The organism is Corynebacterium sp. ACRPQ (assembly GCF_022347225.1).
Classification (GTDB): Bacteria; Actinomycetota; Actinomycetes; order Mycobacteriales; family Mycobacteriaceae; genus Corynebacterium; species Corynebacterium tuberculostearicum_D.
Genome location: NZ_JAKRNF010000003.1, coordinates 83,866 through 106,430, shown reverse-complemented (window position 1 = coordinate 106,430; position 22,565 = coordinate 83,866). Strand labels below are relative to the sequence as shown.

Here is a 22,565-nt window from a genome sequence, read left to right as displayed (position 1 = left end):
CGCGCATGCGATTGACCGAGTATCACCAGCTCATTGTGGACGAATTTGGCGAGTCTAAGGGAAAGTGGATTAGCCACTCCCATGTCTTGCCTGACCTCGGGGCGACACCCGATGAGCTTATCGAACGCGGCGTCGATCCGCGTCGCGTCTGGCTGAGCCTGTGCGATGACTTTGATGTCCCGAAGGAGCGCAGGTTGGGAGTCGATTACCCAACTTTATAGCGCGGTCGAATTCGGCGGACTGGCGTGTTTACTTTCAAAATTCGAACAGATGTATGTAAGATGGCGGAAGTGTCGATGCAGTCGTCTACAGTGGGATGGCGTTGACGGAGGGAACCGTTTGAGTTCCACGGCAGTCTAATAATGCGTTAGTACATCGTCGTTAAAGATAAGGATGAAAGTTAATGGCAACTAAAAAGAAGTCTTCTTCTGCCGCCTCTAAGGGAGATGACCGCCAAAAGGCCCTTGATGCCGCAATGGCCATGATTGAGAAGGACTACGGCAAAGGCGCTGTGATGCGCTTGGGCGATGACAACCGCCCACCGATTAAGGCCATTTCTTCCGGTAATACCGCAATCGATGTCGCTCTGGGTATTGGCGGTTTCCCGCGCGGGCGCATCGTAGAGATTTATGGCCCGGAGTCTTCTGGTAAGACCACTGTTGCGCTGCACGCTATTGCATCCGCGCAAAAGGATGGCGGCATTGCCGCGTTTATTGACGCCGAGCACGCGCTCGACCCGCAGTATGCTCGCCTGCTTGGCGTGGATACCGATAACCTCTTGGTTTCCCAGCCAGATACCGGCGAACAGGCCTTGGAGATTGCCGATATGCTGGTACGCTCCGGCGCAATTGACATCATCGTCGTTGACTCCGTAGCCGCCCTTACCCCGAAGGCGGAAATTGAAGGTGAGATGGGCGATAGCCACGTCGGCCTCCAGGCCCGCCTGATGTCCCAGGCGCTGCGCAAGATGACCGGTGCCCTGTACAACTCCGGTACCACCGCTATCTTCATTAACCAGCTGCGCGAAAAGATTGGCGTGATGTTCGGCTCGCCAGAGACCACCACCGGTGGTAAGGCGCTCAAGTTCTACTCTTCCGTGCGCTGCGATATCCGCCGCATTCAGACCTTGAAAGACGGCCAAGATGCCATCGGTAACCGCACCAAGCTCAAGGTAGTAAAGAACAAGGTCTCGCCACCATTTAAGATTGCCGAGTTCGACATCATGTATGGCGAAGGCATCTCTCGCGAGTCCTCCATCATTGACCTTGGCGTCGAAAACGGCTTCATCCGCAAGTCCGGCTCCTGGTTTACCTACGAAGGCGACCAGTTGGGCCAGGGTAAGGAGAAGGCGCGTAATTTCCTGAAGGATAACCCGGATCTGGCCAATGAAATCGAGCAGAAGATTTTCCAGAAGCTCGGTATCGGCGAGGCCGCGGCCGAAGGCGAGGAGGGTGCCGCGATGGACGTTCCTGGTGCCGATGACCCATTGACCGATGAGTCCGTTGATCTCGTTCCAAACGTCGATTTTGATGACGACTAAAATCGTCTAGCCCGTCCCCACACGCTCCACGTACCATTTGAATCTGCATCATGAATCAGCCCGCCCCCGAAAAGCTCGCCCAACTCCGTCAGGCCCTCGAGGCCTATGAGAATGGAGCAGCTGGGGGTGGGCTTTTTGATCGAGAGGCAGAAGAAGCCAAGGCCAAGGTCCGCTCTCGGGCGCTGGGTCTTTTGGATCAGCGTTCTAGGTCCCGGAAAGAGCTCTATGACCGTCTAGTAAAGGCCGAGTTTGAGCCAGATGTCGTTGAGGACGTGCTGGATGATTTGGCCCACGCGGGGCTGGTGAACGACGCCGCTTTTGCGCATGAATGGGTGCGCCAACGACATAAGCGGCGCGGCAAGTCCAGCTCGGTTCTCAACAGGGAATTGCGGGAAAAGGGCGTGAGCGAGGCCGACCGTGCTGAGGCCCTCGAGCAAATTGACCCTGCCGATGAACAAGCCATGGCGCAGGCCCTTGCGGAAAAGAAGGCTCGCTCCATTAAATCCGTACCAGAGGATCGCAAGGAGCGCGACAAGGCCCTACGCCGCATCGTAGGTGTGCTGGCACGCCGCGGCTTCCATGAAGGAATGTCGCTACAGATCGCAATCGCAGCGCTTGACGCGCGGTGCGTGGAGCTGCGCGCAGAGGACTGATACGGCCAAGGCAGGGCAGCACCGGAATTACTAAGTCCGGCAGTTATGAGATGCCTAGCTTCATGGCTAAACTATGCCGACGTGGAGCAGACAATCGCAGATAACCGTACTTATGAAGTCCGAACTTTCGGCTGCCAGATGAATGTGCACGATTCCGAGCGCATCTCTGGCCTCTTGGAGGAAGCCGGCTACGCGGCCGCTGGCGAAGGCGTGGAGCCAGATCTCATCGTCTTCAATACCTGCGCCGTGCGCGAAAATGCCGATAAGCGGCTCTACGGCACCTTGGGTGCCTTGAAGAAGACAAAGGAAAATCATCCCGGCATGCAAATTGCCGTGGGTGGTTGCTTGGCGCAGAAAGACAAGGACACCGTCCTAGATAATGCCCCGTGGGTTGACGCTGTCTTTGGCACTCACAATATGGCGGCCCTGCCGACGCTGCTGGAGCGCGCCCGACACAACGATGAAGCCCAGGTAGAAATCGTTGATTCCCTCGAGGCTTTTCCGTCTGTCTTGCCAGCCAAGCGTGAGTCTGCCTATGCCGGCTGGGTTTCTGTTTCTGTAGGCTGCAATAACACCTGCACCTTCTGCATTGTTCCTTCCTTGCGCGGCAAGGAAGAGGATCGCCGGCCCGGCGATATCTTGGCCGAGGTCAAAGCCTTGGTGGACCAGGGCGTATCCGAGGTCACCCTGCTGGGGCAAAACGTCAATGCCTATGGCGTCAATTTCGCCGATCCCAACATGCCACGCGACCGTTTCGCCTTTTCTAAGCTTTTGCGTGAGGTAGGCAAGATCGAAGGCCTTGAACGCCTGCGCTTTACCTCCCCGCACCCAGCGGAGTTTACTTCGGACGTCATCGACGCCATGGCCGAGACCCCTGCCGTATGCCCGCAGTTGCATATGCCGCTGCAGTCTGGCTCCGACAAGGTCCTTAAGGATATGCGCCGTTCCTACCGTACTAAGAAGTTCCTGCGGATTTTGGACGAGGTACGGGACAAGATTCCGCACGCCGCAATCACGACCGATATCATCGTGGGCTTCCCAGGCGAGACCGAGGAAGACTTCCAAGACACCATGGAGCTTGTGCGCCGCGCTCGCTTTGCCTCGGCCTTTACCTTCCAGTATTCGCCGCGTCCGGGAACCCCGGCTGCGGAAATGGAGGACCAGATTCCCAAGGAGATCGTCCAGGATCGTTTCGAGCGTCTCGTTGCCCTGCAAGATAGCATCCAGGCCGAGGAAAACAAGAAGCTCATCGGCACGGATGTGGAGCTTTTGGTGCAGGCCGAAGGCGGCCGCAAGAACGATGAAACCCACCGCATGACCGGCCGCGCCCGCGATGGCCGCCTAGTGCATTTCACCCCGGTTGACTCTGACGGCACGGATATTTCGGCGGAGATTCGCCCGGGCGATGTGGTGCATACCCAGGTCACCGGTGCGGGCTCCTTCTTCTTGCTTGCCGACGCCGCCGTGACCTCCCACACCCGCACCAAGGCCGGCGACATGTCCGCTGCCGGGGAAACGCCTACCACCGCACCCATCGGCGTCGGTCTGGGATTGCCGTCGATTGGCAAGCCCGCGGCCGCCGATTCCGGCGATTCCTGCGGTTGCTAGCAGGGGAGTAGGCTAGGGAGCCATGACTGAGGAACATTCGACCACCGCAGCCCACAATGCAGCTAACGCTGAGCGGAGAGCAGCTCAAACAATGGACCTCGGCGGTCACAAGGTCACGCTGTGCATTGCAGTGGTGGCGTATATCCTCTACCTGATTTTGCCCTACGCCGGTCCGGCCCATGGTTGGGAGGCATTGACCTTTGGCACCACGTCAAGTGGCGTGAGGATTTCCATCATGGAAACCGTCTCCGCGTGGCTCGCGCTCATTGGGTTGGGCATTCTTACTCCGGTGACGCTGTTCACCCGCCGCGCCACTCCTGGGCTGATTGCATGGATGCTGGTGACGGTGTCCTTCTTTGCCAACCTATGGGGCTTCTGGTTTCGTGGCTCTACCGCCGACGGGGCGTCGCTGGGAATGTGGGTAGGAATGCTAGCTACCTTCCTAGCATTTCTGGCCTATAGCACGGTGGCGCTGCGCCGCAGCCCAGAGCAGAAGGCCGCCGAAGCCCGCGTGCGCGCCACCGCCGGACAGCTCGATGAGGTGGGCGAATTTCAATCCAGGATTGACGCGGCACCGCAGCGGGAGCCACTGGCGGACAATCGCCGCAAGCAAGCCGCCGAACGCCACCGCGCCCAACGCGGCGAGTAGTAGGCCTACCGCCGCTAATCCTGCAGCCGCAACTCCCACGCGGAAGAGCGGGAAAGTTCCCGGGCACCCAGGCTGCGGTAAATGGCATTCATTGCAGCGTCCTTGGCGGCAACGGAACAATAGCAGCGCCGTACCCGCGGCCAATAGTGCGCCACCTCATGCAGCGCTGTGAGCTTCGCTAGCTGCGCAAGTCCACGGCGGCGGTGCGGGCGATCGGTCACAGTCAGAGTCCACTCGCATACTTCAGGATTCGCGTCCTCGTGCCGAGCCATTTCCGCCAGCGCGAGGATTTTTCCCTCCTCACCGGTGAGTGCGACAAGAAGCGTGTGCCCGCGACGAGAGCGCAGCCGGCTGTGCGCTTCGCGCAATCGAGCACGCGTCCACACGATGGGCTCCACCGTCAGATCCCCGGTCTCCGCGTCCTTGGACGCTAGGCTAAGCAGCCGCATGACCTCGTCGAGGTAGTCCTCAGGGATGTCGTAATCCGGCCAGACTCGGGCCGTGATTCCCGCTGGGAGCAGTGCTGCGACCGGGCTTTCGGGGATGTCCATCACCAGCTGGTGCTCCGCATGCCTTTGCGTAAATCCCAACTCGCGGTAGATGCTGCCCATAGCGTCGTAGTCTGGATCCGCGCCCGGCGGGTGCAATAATCCCACGTGCGCTACGGTGCGGCCGAGCTGCCGGGCCAGCTCCAGCGCCTTCGTACCCATCCACTCGGCAACCTTGCGCCCTTCCTCATCGAGCTGTTCGCCAGGAAGGGGCAAATCGCATAGCACGCATTCAATCTCTGCTGCCTCGCGCTCTTCCAACAGCGGCAGGCTGATGTGGATGAACCCGAGGTAATCCAGCTCCGGGCTCGGCTCCACCGAGGGGATGAGCGGCAGTCCCAGCTCAGAAACCTCACCAAGGGTGGAGTCGCCGTCCACTACGGCAAAGAGATGGGTCTGTGATTCGCTAGAACCCTGCAGACGCTGGACCACGCGGCCCGGCGACGTCGATGCCGCGGCGTCGCCGCTGGCCTCTTGGGCCGCCAAGTTGGCCCAAAAGACGAAGCTGCGAATGCAGTCCGCAGGTTCGGCGGGCCGGGCGTCAGTGCTAGGCGAGTGCGGCGGCCGCGGTGGCCGCGCAATGTGGACGAGGTGCACTACTTATCGTTAACGGCGTTAGCGGCGGCGTCGGCAAAAGCCTGCCACTGCTCGGCCTGGGCGCGCAGATCAGCGGCCTTTTTCTCATTGCCCTTGGCCTCAGCTGCCTCGGCCTGGGAGTTAAACTCATCGACCTTAGCCTGGAACTGCGCCACGCGTGCTTGCGCTTCTGGGTCGGTACGGCGCCACTCGGACTTTTCCGCGTCAGCGACGCGCTGCTCCAGCGCCTCAATCTTGGACTCGTACTCGCGCACCTGCTTGCGGGGAACGAAGCCAATCTCTTCCCACTTTTCCTGCAGCTCGCGCAGCTTAGCCTTCGCACCCTCGATTCCCTTGGACGGGTCGATCTGGCCGTCGTATTCCGCAATCAAGGCGTCCTTGGCCTTGGCATTTTCTGCAAACTCGCGGTCGCGCTCGTTATTGACGGCATTGCGGGCATTGAAGAACTTGTCCTGGGCGGCGCGGAAGCGGGCCCAAAGCTTATCGTCCACGTCGCGCGGGGCGCGGCCTGCGGCCTTCCACTCGGTCATCAAATCGCGGTAGGCGCGGGCGGTGGGTCCCCACTCGGTGGAATCCTGGATGGCCTCGGCACGCTCGACGAGTTCTTCCTTCTTCTTGCGGGCAACCGCACGGGCGCGGTCCAGCTCGGCAAAATGGGAGCCGCGACGGCGGTTGAAGGAATCGCGGGCGCGGGAGTAGCGCTTCCATAGGGCATCGTCGGTCTTGCGATCAATGCCCTTAATTTGCTTCCACTCTTCTAGGATGGCGCGGATGCGGTCGCCGGCGGCCTTCCATTCGGTGGAGTTTTCGGCAATTTCTTCTGCCTCAGCTGCCAGCTTTTCCTTGGCAGCAATAGCTTCCTCGCGGCGGCGCTCCTTATCAGCCTGCGCCTGCTCGCCGGCTTCTACCGAGTGCTCAATGACGGCAACAAGGCGGCGGTCAAGGGCCGCGATATCACCGATCACCGCAGCGGTAGGCAGGGTGTCGCGCAGTTGCGCTGCGGTCTTCTTGATGCCAGCGGCCTCGCTGGGGTTGGCGCGCAGGCGCGCCTCGAGCAGTTCAATTTCGGTGGAGAGATCGTCGTAGCGCGCGCCGTAGTGCTGTAGGCCCTCCTCGGGGGTGCCGGCCTGCCATTCGCCAATCTTGCGTTCGCCCTCCGGAGCGGAAACGAAGACGGAACCATCCGCGTCGACCCGGCCCCACTTGGCCGGGTCATTCTTGCTGGGTGCCTGGACGGGAACAGGCTTTGCGGTGGGACGAGGGCCCTTCTTGGGCATGGAACCTGGGGTAGGGATGGGAGACATGACAAGCCCTCCTATGCATAGATCGCCGCGCGTCACGGCTGCCGAATAAAATCACTGGATACATTACCGCGAATATTCCGCGCGTGCCCAGATTCTATTTAATTACCTCCACTTGGGTAGATAGTATGGAGGAATAATGTTCAATCTCATGGTAATGCCAGCCTCACCCGCGCTGGCCGTGGAGCTTTCCTCCAATGACGCCGCCTCCCGCGCACTGCTTGCCGCTGCCCGCACCCTTGCGGTGGAAGCTGCGGCCGCCGGCATAACGCAGGTAGATATCGTCGGCAGCCAGGACAAGCGCTGGTACACCGCCCACACCGGCAGCTTAAAGGCGTGGGGTGCAGCCACGAACCTAGGCGGCGGCAATTATCTACCCGAGATTATGGCCCGGTACGTGCTGCACAGCGTGCCGCAGCTTAACGCCCGCGCTAGCCGGGAGCACATCGGCCAGCCGGATCCGGCGGCGCTGACCATCGTCGTGGCAGATGGCAGCGCGGGCTTGACCGAGCGCGCCCCCTTGGCGCTCGTTCCCGGTGCCCAGGAAGCGCACGAGTGGTGCGAGGAGGTGCTCATGGGGGCGTCGGCAAGCAAGGCAGGCGAGTGGCTGTCCCAGCGCGGTGTGGTTGAGCCCGCACTGTGGGAGGAGTTAGCAGGACTACAGCCAAAGAAGGCGCAATTGCTGGCCACCGACGCCACCTTGGGCGTCGGCCGCTACGTTGCAGGATGGGAGGTCTAATGCGCCCCATTGCAGTGTTTGGACCCACCGCCTCCGGCAAATCTGCGCTGGGGTTGGCGCTGGCGCAGGAGCTAGACGGCGAGGTGGTCAACGTCGATTCCATGCAGCTCTACCGCGGCATGGACATTGGCACCGCCAAGCTCACCCCTGCCGAGCGCGAAGGAATCCCGCACCACCAGCTCGATGTGTGGGACGTGGCCGAAACCGCCTCTGTGGCGCGCTACCAGCGCGATGCCATCGCGGACGTGGAAGGCATCATGGCCCGCGGCAAGACGCCAATCTTGGTCGGCGGCTCCATGCTTTATGCCCAGGCGCTTGTCGACGACTGGCAGTTCCCACCCACCGACCCCGCCGTCCGCGCCAAGTATGAGGCCCGGCGCGTAGAAATCGGGACCGATGCCCTGCACGAGGAGCTGGCGCAGGTGGATCCGGCCGCGGCCGCCATCATTGAAGATAAGGACCCACGGCGCACCGTGCGCGCCCTGGAGGTCATTGAGTTGACCGGCAAGCCCTATAAAGCCAGCCAACCGCCGAAGGACGCCCCGCCGCGGTGGGGTACCCGTTTGCTCGGCCTGCGCACCACCGCAGATTGGCTTAACCCGCGCATCGAGCTACGTACCCGCCAGATGTTTGAGCGCGGGCTCATCGAGGAAGTCGAGCGCCTCCAAGCCCAGGGCTTGGTGGCCGATTCCACGGCCGGGCGTGCCATAGGCTATGCGCAGGTATTCCAAGCCCAGCGCGGCAAACTTACGTGGAATGAGGCCGTCGAGCGCACAATTACCGGGACACGGCGCTACGTGCGCCGCCAACGTTCCTGGTTCAACCGCGATAAGCGGATCGTGTGGCTGGATGCCGCGGGCGATACGACCTCCCAGGCGCTGCGCGCGCTAGGGTAGGGAGCATGAAATTTGCCAAGGGTCATGGAACTGAGAACGACTTTGTCATCGTCGAAGACCACGCGGCCGCCACGCCGCTTGCCCCCGAGCGCGTAGCGGCGCTGTGCGATCGCCGCGCCGGAATCGGCGGTGATGGATTCCTGCGCGTCGTGCGCGCCGAGGCCTTGCTCGCGGCCGGGGAAATCGAGTCGCTGGCCGAGGGCATCGCACCCACTGACTGGTTTATGGATTATCGCAATGCCGACGGTTCCGTGGCCGAAATGTGCGGCAATGGCACCCGCGTTTTCGCCCACTGGCTGCGCTCGCGCGGCCTCGTCGAAGAAGACGAGTTCACCATCGGCACCCGCGCCGGCGCCAAGCGCGTGACGGTGCACTCGTATGATGAGCATGCGGCTGAGGTCACCGTGGATATGGGACCGGCCGAAGTAACGGGTGTATCCACCGCGTCTATGGCCGGGGAGAGTTATGCCGGTCTAGGCGTCGACATGGGCAACCCGCACCTCGCGGCCGTGGTGCCGGGGCTGGACGCCGAGGGCCTTGCAGCCAAGACTTTCGAGCAGCCCGTCATTGATGAGTCTTTCTTCCCCGCCGGCGTGAATGTTGAGGTCGTGACCCCGCTGCGCGATGGCCACGTGCATATGCGCGTCTTTGAGCGCGGGGTAGGAGAGACCCGCTCTTGCGGCACCGGCACCGTGGCGGCCGCGACCGCCGCGCTTGCCGACGCCGCCGTTGACCACACCACCACCCCTCACGGCACCGTGCACGTACACGTCCCCGGCGGCGAAGTGACAGTGGACATCTACGAGGGTGGCTCGCGCCTGACCGGCCCGTCCGCCATCGTCGCCACCGGCGAGACCTCCCTTTAGACCGCGTCGGGCCCGACGCGCGCGGTGCGCGGTGAGCGCTTAGGCGCTGCGCCCTTCGCCTTCCTCTTCCTCGAACGCTTGCTCTTCGAGGGCTTGGCGGCGCAAGGCGCGATTTTTTACTTCGTTCTTTTCATACTTCGGCCCGAGCGCAAAGGCGGCGCGGCGGGCCGATAGCCAGGTTTCCTTGAGCTCGCGGGCTCGTTCATCGGTCACCTTGAGCAAGGACTCCAGCTCGTTGGTGCTGACCTCTTCCGCGTTGACGCGCAGGTTCAACCGGCGCAGGAATCGCCGAGCGCCCGAGATCTCATAATGGAATGCTTCGATGGTGGGGTCGGAGCAATCCAGATCTAAAAGCGCCGGCCGGTAGAGCGTGCGGTCCGCGATCTTCTCGGCCGCCTCGGAGGACCGGAAGTCTTCGTACTCCGCCAAGACGTCCTCAATATCTTCGGCCGAGAGCCGAATAGAGCTGCGCAGCGCCGCCTGCTCCGAGGCGTCCGGCCGGGTGTGGAGCATAAGCAGTGCCGCCGCGATAAGTAGTGCCGCGATGAAAACCCCGGGAAGTTTTAGGGTTGCCACAACCGCCACTGATCCCACCAGGATCAGCGCGAGAACCAGCACACGCCGGTTTCTCGCATTTTCAGGGAAGGGCATCCACACAGCTATTTCACCAGACCTTTGCGTCAGCTCTTAGTGGCCGCCGCAGCCGCAGCCACCAGAGCCACAACCGCAGCCAGCGCCGTCGCCGCAGCCACCGCTAGGCATTTCAATAGAAGCCGTCAGCAGGGCGGTGCCGGCCACGATGGTGTCCTTGGCAGGCAACTCGTCGCTACCCGCAGGCAGGCAGAGATCGAAGGGGAAGAGACCATCCATGACGAGGTGGGCGAATTTCTCACCGGTTAGCTCATTGGTACGCCACTCGGATTCCATGACGCGGGCCGCAAAGGTAGCGGCCGGGGAAGGAACCTCCGCGCCAGAACCGGAGGAAATAACCTTCGCGCCCGCGGACTCAAAGAGCGCCGGGAATTCGCCCTCGGCCGCCTCATAGGCATCGGCAGACTCGTAGGTGCGGACATCGAGGCCCATGGCGGTGAGGGAGATTTGCTGCCATTGCTGCAAGGGTTCGTCGGCAAGCAAAGGCCCCTGCGCCAGGTTCGCGGTGGCCTGGGCGATGGTGGTGCCGAAAGGATCGATAATTTCCAGCAGGGCAAGAACATCGTTGACCATTTCCACGTGGGCGAATCCCTGCGTCACGGCATCGAAGCCAATGTAGGTAGCAAAAGGCTCCACCGCGAGAATATTGAGTTGCGCGCCCGATGGATCGGTGAACTGGATCAGCTGGCCACCGCGTACCTCACCGGTAACGGCCAAGCGATCGCTAGCGATGGCGGCCTCGACGGCATCCTGCCAGCGCTCGAAATTGAGGCCGATGGCCTGCATCTCGGTATTCTGCTTCACCCCAGTGTCCTTATCGTTCATGCCCGCCATTGTATCGCCTTGTGCAGCCAGCTAAGAATCCGCAATTCCCGCTTTCGGCCGCAACATGCCAAAATGAAAGGTAGTATGACCGAATTTTCCCAGCACAATAACGACGATCTCCTCGCCCGCGCGTTCCGCGATAACGACGCCCCGGCCGTGCCAGACGCAACACCCACCACAGGTGACCTTGACCTGGCAGAGCGTAACGCCTTCCGTCGCGTTACCCGTGAGACCACCATCCGCGCCGAAGACACCACCGATGGCTACGAGGTGGAGTACCGTAAGCTGCGCCTCGAGCGCGTCATCCTGGTTGGCGTGTGGACCGAAGGCACCGTGGCCGAAGTCGAAGCCACCATGGATGAGCTCGCGGCGCTGACCGAGACCGCCGGCGCCGAAGTAGTAGAGATGATCTACCAAAAGCGCGATAAGCCTGATTCCGGCACCTTCATTGGCTCCGGCAAGGTCAAGGAATTGCGCGACATCGTCGAGGCCACCGGCGCCGATACCGTGGTGTGCGATGGCGAGCTCAACCCCGGCCAGCTCACCGCTCTCGAGCGCGCGCTTAACACCAAGGTCATTGACCGCACGATGCTCATCCTTGACATCTTTGCCCAGCACGCCAAGTCCAAAGAGGGCAAGGCGCAGGTCTCCTTGGCGCAGCTGGAATATCTCTATACCCATACCCGTGGTTGGGGCGGCAACCTTTCGCGACAGGCGGGCGGCCGCGCCGGCTCCAACGGCGGCGTTGGCCTGCGTGGTCCCGGTGAGACCAAGATTGAGACGGACCGCCGCCGCATCCGCACGGAGATGGCCCGGCTGCGCAAGGAGCTGCGCGCTATGAAGACCGCCCGTGAGGTCAAGCGTTCCAAGCGCCAGCGCTCAACCATCGCGCAGATAGCCATTGCCGGCTACACCAACGCCGGAAAGTCCTCGCTCATTAACGCCATGACCGGCGCCGGCGTGCTGGTGGAGGACGCACTCTTTGCCACGTTGGACCCCACGACTCGCCGTGCCACGCTTGCCGACGGCCGCCAGGTCGTCTTCACCGACACCGTCGGCTTTGTCCGCCACCTGCCCACACAGCTAGTCGAGGCGTTCAAATCCACCCTGGAAGAGGTGCTGGCCGCCGATATTATGTTGCACGTGGTCGACGGCTCTGACCCATTCCCGCTCAAGCAGATCGAGGCGGTAAACCAGGTAATTTATGACATCGTCTCTGCAACAGGCGAGCAAGCACCGCCCGAAATTATTGTGATCAATAAGATCGACCAGGCCGACCCGCTAGTGCTCGCCGAGTTGCGTCACGTACTCGACCACGAGGACGTCGTCTACGTATCCGCGCGCACGGGCGAGGGAATTGACGAGCTTACTGCGCGCGTAGAGCTTTTCCTCAACTCCCGCGATAGCCACGTTAAACTGCAGGTTCCTTTCACCCGCGGCGATATTGTGGCGCGCGTACACGCCGAGGGCACGGTGCGCCACGAGGAATATACGGCCGATGGCACGCTTGTCGACGTCCGCCTTCCCGCCCCCACCGCCCGCGAACTCGCCGAATTCATCGTGTAGGAAGTTTCTTAAAACCGGCTCCGGTGATCCATAATTAAGGCTCGTGAGCTTAAAAGGTTGGACTGTCCACGGAGACGGTAAAAAGATTGCACCGGGCGCGGTCGTAGCGCCGGAAGAACGACTTAGTTGGGGCCGTACCATCGGCATCGGCATGCAGCACGTGGTAGCCATGTTCGGTGCCACGCTGTTGGTTCCTACCCTGACCGGATTCCCCGTCAATACGACGCTGCTCTTTTCCGGCCTCGGAACCATTTTGTTCCTGCTTATCACCCGCAACCGGTTGCCGTCTTACCTCGGCTCTTCCTTTGCGTTTATCGCGCCGCTGTCGGCTTCGCAGCAGTACGGTATCGCCGCGCAAGCGGGCTCCATTTTGGTCACCGGCCTCGTCTTGGCCGCGGTGGGTGTGGCAGTCAAAATCGCCGGCCGCCGCGTGCTCGATGCCGTCATGCCGCCGGCCGTCACCGGTGCGATCGTGGCCCTCATTGGCCTGAACCTGGCGCCGAATGCGGCCGAGAACTTCGCCTCCCAGCCGCTCGTCGCCGCGGTGACGCTACTCGTCATCCTGCTGGCCACCGTCGCCGGCCGCGGTATGGTCTCGCGCCTGTCCATCCTGCTCGGTGTGGTCGTCGGCTGGATTTTCGCCGCGCTGACCGGCAACCTCGGCGATGACGCCGTGGCGGCCATCGATGCCGCCCCGTGGGTGGGCCTGCCGGAATTCCATGCGCCTTCTTTCAACGTCTCCGCCATTGCCGTGGCGCTTCCCGTGCTGGTGGTGCTTATCGCGGAAAACGTCGGCCACGTCAAAGCCGTCTCCGAGATGACAAAGCGCGATCTCGATGACCTGGCCGGTGACGCGCTGATCGCCGATGGCCTCGCGTCCACCCTTGCCGGTGGCTTTGGCGGCTCCGGTACCACGACCTACGCCGAAAATATCGGCGTGATGGCCGCAACCCGTGTATATTCCACCGCCGCCTATTGGGTAGCAGCCTTTACCGCCATCCTTTTGGCCTTCGTGCCGAAGTTTGGTGCGCTGATTTTCACCATCCCGACCGGCGTTCTGGGCGGCGCCTGCATCGTGCTGTATGGACTCATCGGCATGCTGGGTGTGCGCATCTGGATGGATAATAAGGTTAATTTCAATAACCCGGTTAACCTGACCGCGGCCGCGGTGGCGCTTATCGCGGGCATTGGCAACCTGACCCTCACCGTGGGTGGGGTTTCCCTCGAGGGCATTGCGTGGGGCTCGGTAGGCATCATCGTGGCCTATCCGATTATGAAGAAGCTTTACGATTCCGTCGGCGAGGGTCACGGCGCCAAGTATTAATTTTCCACCTGTGGATAACTGCCCGTCGCGCGCCCGCGGCGGGCAGTGTTGTTGACGGGCCAACGCGGGTTATCCACAGCGAACCGATATGCGGCTCGCGAAGGGGTGCGGGGTCTATTTAACTTAGCGGCATGACCGCATTGGACGCATACCTAAACGCAGTGAACGCCGGCATGGACATTGTCGCCGCCGTTCAAGGGCTTAGCGATCGCGAGCTCATCGCGCGGGGCGCCTCCGACATCGCCGCGCGCGACCTGTTGCGTCTATGCGATACCTATTTCGGCCGGTGCGGCTTTGCTGCCAAACAGCGAGCGGCGCGGCAGACTAGGCATTCCCTTGACGTGCTACTGCTGATTGAAAAATACGCCTTGCGCTTGCCGACGCAGCGCGATGCCTGGACCCTGCGCTCCGAACTGTGTGCCTTTCGCGGCAGCGCCACCGCCCTGGAAAAGCGTGCCCGCGCTTTGGTACGCGAGCTGCGACCGCGCCGCGCGCCCGAAAAGGGAGTGCGCATTACCCGCCGCTCCGGCGGCCCATGGTCACTGACCATCACCGGGGATTCGGCCGATGTGGCGGATATGCACGCTGCATTGGATGCCAATAAGCCCCTGGAATCTGCCAAAGACCTCTTCTTTGGCAAGGCGGATGCGACGCGGGCGACGGTGACGACGCAGGTGGTTCTCACACTCGACGAGCTCGACCGCGTAGTAGACGGAGAGGGCGAGGAAATCACCCTCCAACTCACCAATGGCGCTCGAATCACCGGAGCGGAGCTTGTCGCGCGGACACTGAGCGACCACGGCTATGTTACGCTCGTCCATCCCCACGAGGGGCCGGTCAACCTCTACCGCACCTCGCGCGTAGCCAACGACAAGCAGCGGCTCATGGCGGCTGCGGTCAACCCGGTATGCCCGTGGGAGAGCTGTAACTACCCCGCCGACAAGTGCCAGATTCACCACCTCAAAGCGTGGAAGCATGGCGGCGAGCCCAACGCTGCGAACCTTGCGACCTGCTGTTCCTATCACAATGGCGTCAATGACGATGACCCCAACGCCCCGCCGCGCCGTGGCCGGCTAGCCCGCGTGCGCGGGCAGGTGACGTGGGTGCCACCGTGGGGATAGGTGGCGTCGGCAAGCGAAAAGCTCCCCACCGCAAGGGCGGGGAGCCTAAAGTGGAACTGTTTTAGGACTTAGGAAGCGTCCAGGTCCTTCTCGATGAGAGCAGCAATCTTTTCCACTGCTTCTTCGTTTTCGGAGGTGACGGTAACCTCATCGCCCTGTTCTGCACCAAGAGCCATAATCATCAGGGAAGAGGCCGCATCGGTCTCATCCTCATCATCGTCGCCGACCAGGTTGAGGAAGATATCCTCATCGAACTCGCCGGCAGCGTCCGCGATAATAGATGCAGGACGTGCGTGCAGGCCTACAGAGGAGCCAACCTTTACAGTCTTGGAAGCCATCGAAAATATCCTTTCTTACGGGGATTTTTAGAATCCAGTGTACGAGTGTTTGGTTTATGCTGCCACGTTCTGGGCGGCTTCTTCGGCGGCCCTGTTAGGCCAGAACTGCTTCATCGCCAGCACCGCCGCCGTCGAAACAACCACGCCGGCCGCAATGGCCACGAGGTAGCCCCAGAACGGGTCGATGGCGAAGAAGACGAACACGCCGCCGTGCGGGGCACGGGAACCGACCGACAAGGCCATCGAAATCGCGCCCGTCACCGCGCCACCGGCCATCATCGAAGGGATGACGCGGAACGGGTCGGCCGCCGCAAACGGGATGGCGCCCTCCGAGACGAAGGACAGACCCAGCAGCCAGGCAGACTTGCCGTTCTCCTGCTCGGCCGGGGTAAACAGCGACTTGCGGATAAACGTAGCCAGCGACAGCGCAATTGGTGCGACCATGCCGGACGCCATGACGGCGGCCATGATCTGCATGGAGGATTCGTCGCCGGTAGACAGCCCGGCCGTCGCGAAAAGGTAGGCCGCCTTATTGACTGGGCCGCCCAAGTCGAAGCACATCATCAGGCCAAGAATGATGCCCAGCAATACGGCCGAAGAGCCGGACATGGACGACAGCCAATTTTGCAGGCCCTCCATGAGGTTTGCCAGCGGTACGCCGAGTGCCAGGTACATGGCAAGACCGACAACCAACGAGGTCAGCAGCGGGATAATGACAACCGGCATGAGGGAGCCTAGCCAGCGCGGTACCTTCCAGTTGCCAATCCACATCGCGATGAAGCCTGCCAGCAGACCGGTAACCAGACCACCGATGAAGCCAGCGCCCAAGGTGACCGCGATCGCGCCGCCCGCGAAGCCTGGGGCGATGCCCGGACGGCCGGCGAGCGCGTAGGCGATGTAGCCCGACAGCGCGGCGACGATAAAGCCCATTGCTGCTTGGCCTATAGCGAAGAGAACTGCGCCAAGGTAGAGCAGCAGGCCGGAGCGCTCGAAGTGCATGAGTTCGCCGTCAATGGTCACGTCGTGGCCGGGGAGGTTGCCGAGCGAAAAGTCCGTCGATAGTGCCTGCCAGCCGTTGGCCATATCGGCACCGCCGAAAAGGAAGCCGAGGGCGAGCAGCAGGCCGCCGGCCGCGACGAACGGGACCATATAGGACACGCCGGTCATAATTGCCTGTTGGATGCGCTTGCCCCAACCGAGCGACTTACCTTCTTCTTCCGCATCGGCGCGGGTAGCGGTGCCAGAGACCTTGTGGGCGTTCGGGTTGTGAGCGGCAGCGACGGCCTCGTCGAGCATGGTGCCGGGCTCGTTGATGGCGCGCTTGACGCCGGATTCGATCACCGGCTTGCCGGCGAAGCGTTCGCGGTCGCGCACGCCGACGTCCGTGGCGAAGATGACCGCATCGGCCGCGTCGATCGTGGATTGGGAGACAGACTCATTATTAGACGAGCCCTGTGTCTCAACGGTCAGAGATACGTCGTCACGCTCGGCCGCGGTTTGGGTGAGGGCGTCGGCCGCCATGTAGGTGTGGGCGATGCCGGTGGGGCAGGCGGTGATGGCCACGATGCGGGTGACATCGGCCGAAGGTTCTGCGTTGGTAGGGGTTGCGGCCGAGGACGCGGTGGCGGAGGAGCCGGCGGTGCCGGCGGCAGCGGCACCGGTTGCGGCAGTGCTGGCAGCAGCGCCCTGGGCGGCCGATTCCTCGGCTGGCTTCTTCTTCGGCTTTTCGGCGTTGACTACGTCCAGCACAAGCCGGACGATTTCTTCCTTGGTGGGGGCGTTGCGCAGGGACTCGAGGAAGTCCTTGCGTACTAGAGCGCGGGCCAACTTGGACAAAATCTTCAAGTGGGCTTTGCCACCGCCGGCCGGAGCAGCGATGAGGAAGACTAGCTGGGCGTCGCCGTCGGGGCCGGAGAAATCCACGCCGCGGCTCAGGCGGGCGAATGCGAGGGTGGGTTCGGTCACTGCCTCGGAGCGGCAGTGCGGGATGGCGACTCCGCCAGGGACGCCGGTACCGGCCTTGGCCTCGCGGTCGATGGCGGGCTGTGCCAAGCCGGCGATGTCGGTGGCTCGGCCGGTGTCATGGACCAGCGTGGCCAGGTTGGTAATTACGGAGTCAACGCTGTCGCCGAAGTCGGCGTCGAGCGCGACTAGGTCGGTAGTGATGAGGTCGGAAGCCATGATTAGGCACTCCTTAGGCTAGCGAGTTTAGGGTGGTATGGGCGATATCGAGTTCTTCTGGGCGAGGGAATTGGGTGCCTTGTTTGGATGCAGCCGCAGTTCCGTAGGCCACCGACTGCGCCAGGCTATCGGCCGGCGACTTACCGGCGGTACGGCCGAGGAGATATCCAGCGAGCGCGGCGTCACCGGCGCCTACAGTGGATTTCACCGTTGCTGGCGGGGGAGTTGCAGCCCAAGCGCCGTCCGCGGTAACCAGCACCGCGCCGGCACCGCCAAGGGTGACGAGTACTTCTGCGATGCCCTGCTTGACGACGTCCCGGGCCGCCCGCACAACCCCCGCGTACTCGCCGCGTGCGGCCTGGTCTTCCAATTCACGGCCGTCGGTTCCGGTGAGCTGGCCGAGCTCTAGTCCGTTCGGCTTAATGAGATCCGGCGCAGCAGAATTGAGGTTTTCGCCAATGGCCTGCATTGGGGCATCGGACGTATCGACGGCAATGCGAGCCTGTGGTGCGGCCGCGCGGACTGCGGAGATGAGGTCGCAATACCAATCGGTGTTGACGCCACGCGGCAGGGAGCCGGCTAGAACCACCCAGTCGGAGGCAAGGGCGCGGGCGGTGAGTTCGGAGGTAATGGCGCGGGAGTCGGCGTCGGAAAGCGCAGGGCCTGGACCGTTGACCTTGGTGGTGGTGCCATCAGGCTCTGTGATGGTGGTATTGACGCGAACTGCGCCGTCCATGGGGATTGCAGAGGAAGGCAGCCCGGCCGAGTGGATGAGATTTAGGAAAGAATCGGAGTCGTGGGCCGGGAAAAGAGCCAAGGAGTGCTCGCCAGCCAAGTGCACGGCATGGGTGACGTTTACACCCTTGCCGCCAGCAACCTGTGTGACCTCGCTGGCACGGTGGACATCACCGGAGGTCAATGGCTCGCTGAGCACAAGGGTGGCGTCGATACTGGGATTAGGGGTCAGCGTGAGAATCAAGTTGTCCCTTTCGCAGGTTGTATATTGGGGCCGAACGCCGTTGGAGAGAACCTCGCGGGCGTGGCCCGCCCTCAATGTTGATTCTTGTCCGATTGTGTCCGAAAGTCAACAGAATTTCTGTGGTATACATTGCTTTTCTATCCGATTTGTGGTGTTCTGGAGGTTAATAAACCGCTATCTTCGAAGGAAGTACGCTCATGGAAAACGCGTCTGAGTCCACAATCAAAGGAACCGGTGTCGTTGCCGGAGTCGCCTACGCCGAAGCCGTGTGGGTCCGCCCTCGCCCGGCCTTGCCTACCGAGGGAAGCATTGACCCAGAGCAAGCGAGCGATTCTGAGTACGACCGCTTCCTTGCGGCCGTAGATACTGTCGCTGGCCGCTTGGAGCAGCGGGCTGCTGCCGCGGAGGGCCAGGCTGCGGAAGTTCTGACCGCAACGGCCGGCATGGTCAAGGACCGTGGTTGGCATAAGGCGGTGCGCAAGAATATCCGCACCGGCCGGGATGCGGAATTCGCTACTGTCGGCGCCACCGATAAGTTTGTCACCATGTTCGAAGCCGCCGGCGGAGTGATGGCCGAGCGCACTACTGACTTGAAGGACGTGCGAGACCGCGTTATTGCAGAGCTGCGCGGCGAGGACGAGCCGGGCCTGCCACTCGTCGACGGCGAGGCCGTTTTGTTCGCGGATGACTTGGCCCCGGCCGATACCGCGACGCTGGATACCAAGCACATCAAAGCCCTTGTTACCGAACTTGGTGGACCTACCAGCCATACGGCCATCATCGCCCGTCAGTTGGATATTCCATGCATCGTTGCTGTGGGCGCCGCGCTGAGCGATATTGAAAGCGGCACGCTGGTATTCGTCGATGGTGCAGTGGGCGCCGTCACCCTTGGGGCCGACGAAGAGGCTTCCACAAAGGCCGTGGCTGAGTATCGCGAGCGTGCGGCACGCGTTGCCCAGTGGCGCGGCCCGGCTGAAACCAAGGACGGCCACCGCGTGCAGTTGCTTGCCAATGTCGCTGATGGCAACGCCGCCCGCATTGCTTCGGATTCACAGGCAGAGGGTATTGGCCTGTACCGCACGGAACTATCGTTCCTCTCGGCCAGTGAAGAGCCCAGCGTTGACGAGCAGGCAAAGATTTACGGCAAGGTTTTTAATGCCTTTCCTGAATCAAAGGTTGTCGTGCGTACGCTGGATGCCGGATCCGATAAACCTATCTCTTATGCCACGCTAAGCTCCGAGGAAAACCCAGCATTGGGTGTTCGTGGGCTGCGTATTGCACGCGATAATGAGGCTCTGCTGACCCGCCAGCTGGATGCGATTGCGCAGGCGGCTGCGGCTCGCGATGACAAAGCATCTACCTGGGTGATGGCTCCTATGGTTGCCACCTCTACCGAGGCCCAGTGGTTTGCTAGCCTGTGCCGCGAGCGCGGCCTGACTGCCGGCGCCATGATTGAGGTTCCGGCCGCAGCGCTTATGGCGGATAAAATCATGCCGCACCTTGATTTCGTGTCCATCGGCACTAATGACCTGACTCAGTACACGATGGCTGCGGACCGCCTGTCGCCACAGCTGGCCTACCTGACCGACCCGTGGCAGCCGGCTGTGCTGCGGCTCATTCAGCACACCTGCATCGTGGGCCAGGCCAATAACGTTGCGGTAGGCGTGTGCGGTGAGGCGGCAGCCGACCCGATGTTGGCCTGCGTGCTTACCGGCTTGGGCGTAAATTCGCTATCCGCAGCGTCGACCGCAGTTGCGGGCGTCGGCGCGCAGCTGGCAGAGGTTACCCTGGAACAGTGCCAGCAGCTTGCCGAGGTGGCGCTGGATGCGGAAAGCCCTGACGCTGCCCGTACCGCAGTGGTCAAGCGCATGGAGTCCTTCGCCTAAAGTAGGCGAAGGATCGGGGGGATTATTCGCTGGCGAGCACGACCTCAATTTCGCGCTCGCGCAACGCTTTCACGAAAGAATCGGGGGCAGCGGCGTCAGTGATGACGACGTCGATATCGGCGGCAGAGGCGAAACTTACCAAGTAATCATTGCCCAGCTTGCTGGAGTCACACATGACCACAACCTTGTGGGCATTGGTGACGAAAGCGGATTTGATGGCTGCCTCTTGGGAGTCGGCCGTCGACAAGCCATGATCCAGGGTTAGGGCATTGGTACCGATAAATGCGACGTCGGCACGCATCAGCGCTAGGGTGCGCAGTGCGGTATCGCCAACGACGGCCTGGGTAATCGCGCGAACCGTACCGCCAAGTAGCTGGACGTCTGGAACGCCATTGCCCGCTAGCGACAAAGCAATGGGCAAGCTATTGGAGACAATATTGAACTGCGCCTGCGGGTATTGCTGTCCAATGAGCTCCGCGAACGCGTTAATAGTGGTGCCTGCGTCCAAGAATATGCTGCCGCCGCCGTGGGGGAGAAAGTCAAGGGCCGCGCGGGCGATGGCCGCTTTCGCGCCGGAGGCTGACCGCTGGCGGGTATCCAGTGTGAGCTCCGCGGTCTGGAAAGATTGAGAGGCTACTGCGCCGCCGTGCACGCGATGAACAACGCCCTCACGGTCAAGCACCGCAAGGTCGCGGCGAATGGTTTCGGCCGTGACTTCGAAGCGCTCTGAGAGCTCAGTGACGTTGACGCGGCCTTCAACGGCGGTGAGAGAAGCAATTTGGCGACGCCGCTCTTCTGCGTACATGATTCCTCCTTGAATCTAGAGACATCGCATCATGGGGTGGGGGTAAACATTGCCACGTTCTGCGGAAGTAAAAATCCGGCGATGTTGTTTTGCTTAGTCCATTGTCTCAAAAATCGGGAATAAACGGACTGAAGCAAAAATTTGCACAGCTGCGTCCGATATCTAGCACCCTGAAATACCTGGTTATCGGCCAAAGTGGGAAAGTGGGATTTTCGTCTCTATAGGTGTCCGGGTCCGAAATAGAGCGAAAATGGGGGTGGCTGGGACGCAGGCCGCGTCAAAGAGGCGTGCACATAGATAGACCCCGCAAGGGCCAATCGAGGACCTCGCGGGGCTATAGAATCAGTGTTAGGCAGGTGACTAAAGCTTACGGAATACCGATACAACCTTGCCCATGATCTCCGCATCATCGCCGTTGATGGGAGCGTAGGCATCATTGTGGGGGAGCAGCCATACGCCAGAGGAATCGCGGTGGAATTCCTTAACGGTAGCTTCAGCACCATCGAGCAGCGCTGCAACGAACTCGCCTTCTTCTGCAACTGACTGGGAGCGAATGATTACCCAGTCGCCATCAAGAATGCCGGCATCCTGCATCGAGTCGCCGACCACTTGCAGCATATAAAGGTCGCCGCCACCGACTACCTCATCGGGCATCGGAAAGTAAGTGTCTACGTTTTCTTCCGCGGTAATGGGCGCACCCGCTGCGATTCGGCCAACCACAGGAATGTAGGAAACCGCACCTGCCTCTGCGGGAACCTGCTGTTCGGGCTTAGCCGGTTTGCGGCCCGGCTTCTTGGCGCCATCGTCGGTATTTAGGTGTCGAACATCTACGGCTCGTGGCTTATTTGGGTCACGACGCAAGAAGCCCTTTTCTTCCAATTGCTTTAGCTGGTAGGCAACAGAGGAGGTGGACTGCAGGCCTGCTGCGTCACCAATTTCGCGGATGCTTGGTGGGTAACCACGCAGCATGACGGCGTCACTAATGACGTTGAGAATTCGTCTCTGGCGATCAGACAGGGAAGCGTAGTCGGTCTTCTCGGCGGTCTTCTTTGGCTTGCGGCCCATTGCTGGCTCCTAGGGGATTGGGTGGATCTATCGGTGGTCTATTAGCTGGCGGCGTTGAAAAAGGCCTCACGTTATTTGTAGCACGAAAAGTACAGATGTTCGAGATTTGGACGTCGGGGTGGACAAGCATTCGAAGCGATGCTATAAATCGAACGTACCAACTAAATCGAACATTGTGGCGACTGGTTGCCAGTGCGTGTCGTTCGGGGCGCCTACGGTGTGTTCAGTCGTCGAAAGGAAATTCATGTCTCTGCTGATCAATTCTCGCAATAACCTGGTAACTCGCAACGCTGCCGAACCTGTAGTGGTGCCTTCTGCGTCCGTGTGGGATGTGGAGCGTGGCTACGGTTCTGCGGCCCGCGGTACTACAAACTCTCGGTATGTTCGAACTCTACGTGTGGAAGATCGCACGACCTATCGTTCGAAC

General features: G+C 61.5%; 21 protein-coding genes. 12 read left to right on the top strand and 9 right to left on the bottom strand.

All coding sequences use genetic code 11. The annotated features are described in order from the left end of the window. The first annotated feature begins 5 nt into the window (after positions 1–5). From MHY24_RS03225 to MHY24_RS03205, 5 genes are all read left to right on the top strand, one after another. Positions 6–221, top strand: a complete 216-nt coding sequence (locus MHY24_RS03225) for a DUF3046 domain-containing protein (protein WP_005325117.1) — start codon at positions 6–8, stop codon at positions 219–221. A 182-nt stretch (positions 222–403) separates the two neighbouring features. Further along, positions 404–1,540 (top strand): recombinase RecA, encoded by a 1,137-nt coding sequence (recA, locus tag MHY24_RS03220; protein WP_005328639.1) that lies wholly within the window; start codon positions 404–406, stop codon positions 1,538–1,540. A 50-nt stretch (positions 1,541–1,590) separates the two neighbouring features. Further along, entirely contained in the window at positions 1,591–2,193 is a 603-nt protein-coding gene (gene recX, locus MHY24_RS03215; RefSeq protein ID WP_204608672.1) for a recombination regulator RecX, read from the top strand. Positions 2,194–2,238: 45 nt separating this feature from the next. Next, entirely contained in the window at positions 2,239–3,801 is a 1,563-nt protein-coding gene (miaB, locus tag MHY24_RS03210) for a tRNA (N6-isopentenyl adenosine(37)-C2)-methylthiotransferase MiaB (RefSeq protein WP_255712121.1), read from the top strand. Positions 3,802–3,823: 22 nt separating this feature from the next. Further along, on the top strand, positions 3,824–4,450 hold the full coding sequence (locus tag MHY24_RS03205; protein WP_239228334.1) for a hypothetical protein: 627 nt from the start codon (positions 3,824–3,826) through the stop codon (positions 4,448–4,450). A gap of 14 nt (positions 4,451–4,464) precedes the next feature. Here the strand turns inward: MHY24_RS03205 and MHY24_RS03200 are convergent, their stop codons facing one another. Then, the gene (locus MHY24_RS03200) at positions 4,465–5,595 is read right to left on the bottom strand and encodes a GNAT family N-acetyltransferase (RefSeq protein ID WP_239228333.1); all 1,131 of its coding nucleotides are present in this window, start codon (positions 5,593–5,595) and stop codon (positions 4,465–4,467) included. Next, positions 5,595–6,899, bottom strand: a complete 1,305-nt coding sequence (locus MHY24_RS03195) for a DUF349 domain-containing protein (protein WP_239228332.1) — start codon at positions 6,897–6,899, stop codon at positions 5,595–5,597. Before MHY24_RS03195 ends, MHY24_RS03200 begins: the two co-directional genes overlap by 1 nt. A gap of 136 nt (positions 6,900–7,035) precedes the next feature. Here MHY24_RS03195 and MHY24_RS03190 point away from each other — a divergent pair, with 136 nt between their 5' ends. The 3 genes from MHY24_RS03190 to dapF are packed head-to-tail and all read left to right on the top strand — an operon-like array spanning position 7,036 to position 9,397. Further along, positions 7,036–7,635, top strand: a complete 600-nt coding sequence (locus MHY24_RS03190; protein WP_239228331.1) for a hypothetical protein — start codon at positions 7,036–7,038, stop codon at positions 7,633–7,635. Then, positions 7,623–8,531, top strand: a complete 909-nt coding sequence (gene miaA / locus MHY24_RS03185) for a tRNA (adenosine(37)-N6)-dimethylallyltransferase MiaA (protein WP_239228330.1) — start codon at positions 7,623–7,625, stop codon at positions 8,529–8,531. The genes MHY24_RS03190 and miaA overlap by 13 nt, the downstream gene beginning before the upstream one ends. Positions 8,532–8,536: 5 nt before the next feature. Beyond that, entirely contained in the window at positions 8,537–9,397 is an 861-nt protein-coding gene (gene dapF, locus MHY24_RS03180) for a diaminopimelate epimerase (RefSeq protein WP_239228329.1), read from the top strand. A gap of 39 nt (positions 9,398–9,436) precedes the next feature. Here the strand turns inward: dapF and MHY24_RS03175 are convergent, their stop codons facing one another. Together MHY24_RS03175 and MHY24_RS03170 are read right to left on the bottom strand one after the other, a co-directional pair. Further along, positions 9,437–9,973 (bottom strand): hypothetical protein, encoded by a 537-nt coding sequence (locus MHY24_RS03175; RefSeq protein WP_239228328.1) that lies wholly within the window; start codon positions 9,971–9,973, stop codon positions 9,437–9,439. Positions 9,974–10,084: 111 nt separating this feature from the next. Further along, a complete protein-coding gene (locus tag MHY24_RS03170; RefSeq protein ID WP_239228327.1) occupies positions 10,085–10,882 on the bottom strand; it encodes a hypothetical protein in 798 nt (265 codons plus the stop codon). A 75-nt stretch (positions 10,883–10,957) separates the two neighbouring features. Between MHY24_RS03170 and hflX the strand changes: the two genes are divergently transcribed. The 3 genes from hflX (at position 10,958) to MHY24_RS03155 (ending at position 14,884) form a co-directional block, all read left to right on the top strand. Continuing rightward, positions 10,958–12,439: a GTPase HflX gene (gene hflX, locus MHY24_RS03165; RefSeq protein WP_239228326.1), complete on the top strand. Its 1,482-nt coding sequence runs from the start codon at positions 10,958–10,960 to the stop codon at positions 12,437–12,439. 43 nt (positions 12,440–12,482) lie between these two features. Next, positions 12,483–13,763 carry a uracil-xanthine permease family protein gene (locus MHY24_RS03160; protein WP_204608693.1) on the top strand — a complete coding sequence of 427 codons (1,281 nt, stop codon included), beginning with the start codon at positions 12,483–12,485 and terminating at the stop codon, positions 13,761–13,763. A 131-nt stretch (positions 13,764–13,894) separates the two neighbouring features. Beyond that, the gene (locus MHY24_RS03155; RefSeq protein WP_239228325.1) at positions 13,895–14,884 is read left to right on the top strand and encodes an HNH endonuclease signature motif containing protein; all 990 of its coding nucleotides are present in this window, start codon (positions 13,895–13,897) and stop codon (positions 14,882–14,884) included. Between the two features lie 68 nt (positions 14,885–14,952). Here the strand turns inward: MHY24_RS03155 and MHY24_RS03150 are convergent, their stop codons facing one another. From MHY24_RS03150 to MHY24_RS03140, 3 genes are read right to left on the bottom strand one after another with little or no spacing between them, the layout of a single operon-like run. Next, positions 14,953–15,222 (bottom strand): HPr family phosphocarrier protein, encoded by a 270-nt coding sequence (locus MHY24_RS03150; RefSeq protein ID WP_005325102.1) that lies wholly within the window; start codon positions 15,220–15,222, stop codon positions 14,953–14,955. A gap of 54 nt (positions 15,223–15,276) precedes the next feature. Beyond that, complete coding sequence (locus MHY24_RS03145; RefSeq protein WP_239228324.1) at positions 15,277–17,403, bottom strand: fructose-specific PTS transporter subunit EIIC; 2,127 nt, start codon at positions 17,401–17,403, stop codon at positions 15,277–15,279. A 13-nt stretch (positions 17,404–17,416) separates the two neighbouring features. Further along, a complete protein-coding gene (locus tag MHY24_RS03140) occupies positions 17,417–18,382 on the bottom strand; it encodes a 1-phosphofructokinase family hexose kinase (protein WP_239228323.1) in 966 nt (321 codons plus the stop codon). 197 nt (positions 18,383–18,579) lie between these two features. Here MHY24_RS03140 and ptsP point away from each other — a divergent pair, with 197 nt between their 5' ends. Continuing rightward, the gene (gene ptsP / locus MHY24_RS03135) at positions 18,580–20,268 is read left to right on the top strand and encodes a phosphoenolpyruvate--protein phosphotransferase (RefSeq protein ID WP_239228322.1); all 1,689 of its coding nucleotides are present in this window, start codon (positions 18,580–18,582) and stop codon (positions 20,266–20,268) included. A gap of 22 nt (positions 20,269–20,290) precedes the next feature. Here ptsP and MHY24_RS03130 read toward each other — a convergent pair whose 3' ends face one another. Then, positions 20,291–21,073, bottom strand: coding sequence for a DeoR/GlpR family DNA-binding transcription regulator (locus MHY24_RS03130; protein ID WP_239228321.1), 783 nt, complete (start codon positions 21,071–21,073; stop codon positions 20,291–20,293). 360 nt (positions 21,074–21,433) lie between these two features. Further along, positions 21,434–22,138: a transcriptional repressor LexA gene (gene lexA, locus MHY24_RS03125; RefSeq protein ID WP_239228320.1), complete on the bottom strand. Its 705-nt coding sequence runs from the start codon at positions 22,136–22,138 to the stop codon at positions 21,434–21,436. Between the last annotated feature and the right edge of the window lie 427 nt (positions 22,139–22,565).

What these genes read in the sequence shown, in the direction of transcription:
- MHY24_RS03225 (WP_005325117.1), top strand. Translation starts at nt 6, where the DNA reads ATGCGATTGACCGAGTATCACCAGCTCATTGTGGACGAATTTGGCGAG.
- recA (WP_005328639.1), top strand. Translation starts at nt 404, where the DNA reads ATGGCAACTAAAAAGAAGTCTTCTTCTGCCGCCTCTAAGGGAGATGAC.
- recX (WP_204608672.1), top strand. Translation starts at nt 1,591, where the DNA reads ATGAATCAGCCCGCCCCCGAAAAGCTCGCCCAACTCCGTCAGGCCCTC.
- miaB (WP_255712121.1), top strand. Translation starts at nt 2,239, where the DNA reads ATGAGATGCCTAGCTTCATGGCTAAACTATGCCGACGTGGAGCAGACA.
- MHY24_RS03205 (WP_239228334.1), top strand. Translation starts at nt 3,824, where the DNA reads ATGACTGAGGAACATTCGACCACCGCAGCCCACAATGCAGCTAACGCT.
- MHY24_RS03195 (WP_239228332.1), bottom strand. Translation starts at nt 6,899, where the DNA reads ATGTCTCCCATCCCTACCCCAGGTTCCATGCCCAAGAAGGGCCCTCGT.
- MHY24_RS03190 (WP_239228331.1), top strand. Translation starts at nt 7,036, where the DNA reads ATGTTCAATCTCATGGTAATGCCAGCCTCACCCGCGCTGGCCGTGGAG.
- miaA (WP_239228330.1), top strand. Translation starts at nt 7,623, where the DNA reads ATGGGAGGTCTAATGCGCCCCATTGCAGTGTTTGGACCCACCGCCTCC.
- dapF (WP_239228329.1), top strand. Translation starts at nt 8,537, where the DNA reads ATGAAATTTGCCAAGGGTCATGGAACTGAGAACGACTTTGTCATCGTC.
- MHY24_RS03170 (WP_239228327.1), bottom strand. Translation starts at nt 10,882, where the DNA reads ATGGCGGGCATGAACGATAAGGACACTGGGGTGAAGCAGAATACCGAG.
- hflX (WP_239228326.1), top strand. Translation starts at nt 10,958, where the DNA reads ATGACCGAATTTTCCCAGCACAATAACGACGATCTCCTCGCCCGCGCG.
- MHY24_RS03155 (WP_239228325.1), top strand. Translation starts at nt 13,895, where the DNA reads ATGACCGCATTGGACGCATACCTAAACGCAGTGAACGCCGGCATGGAC.
- MHY24_RS03150 (WP_005325102.1), bottom strand. Translation starts at nt 15,222, where the DNA reads ATGGCTTCCAAGACTGTAAAGGTTGGCTCCTCTGTAGGCCTGCACGCA.
- MHY24_RS03145 (WP_239228324.1), bottom strand. Translation starts at nt 17,403, where the DNA reads ATGGCTTCCGACCTCATCACTACCGACCTAGTCGCGCTCGACGCCGAC.
- ptsP (WP_239228322.1), top strand. Translation starts at nt 18,580, where the DNA reads ATGGAAAACGCGTCTGAGTCCACAATCAAAGGAACCGGTGTCGTTGCC.
- MHY24_RS03130 (WP_239228321.1), bottom strand. Translation starts at nt 21,073, where the DNA reads ATGTACGCAGAAGAGCGGCGTCGCCAAATTGCTTCTCTCACCGCCGTT.
- lexA (WP_239228320.1), bottom strand. Translation starts at nt 22,138, where the DNA reads ATGGGCCGCAAGCCAAAGAAGACCGCCGAGAAGACCGACTACGCTTCC.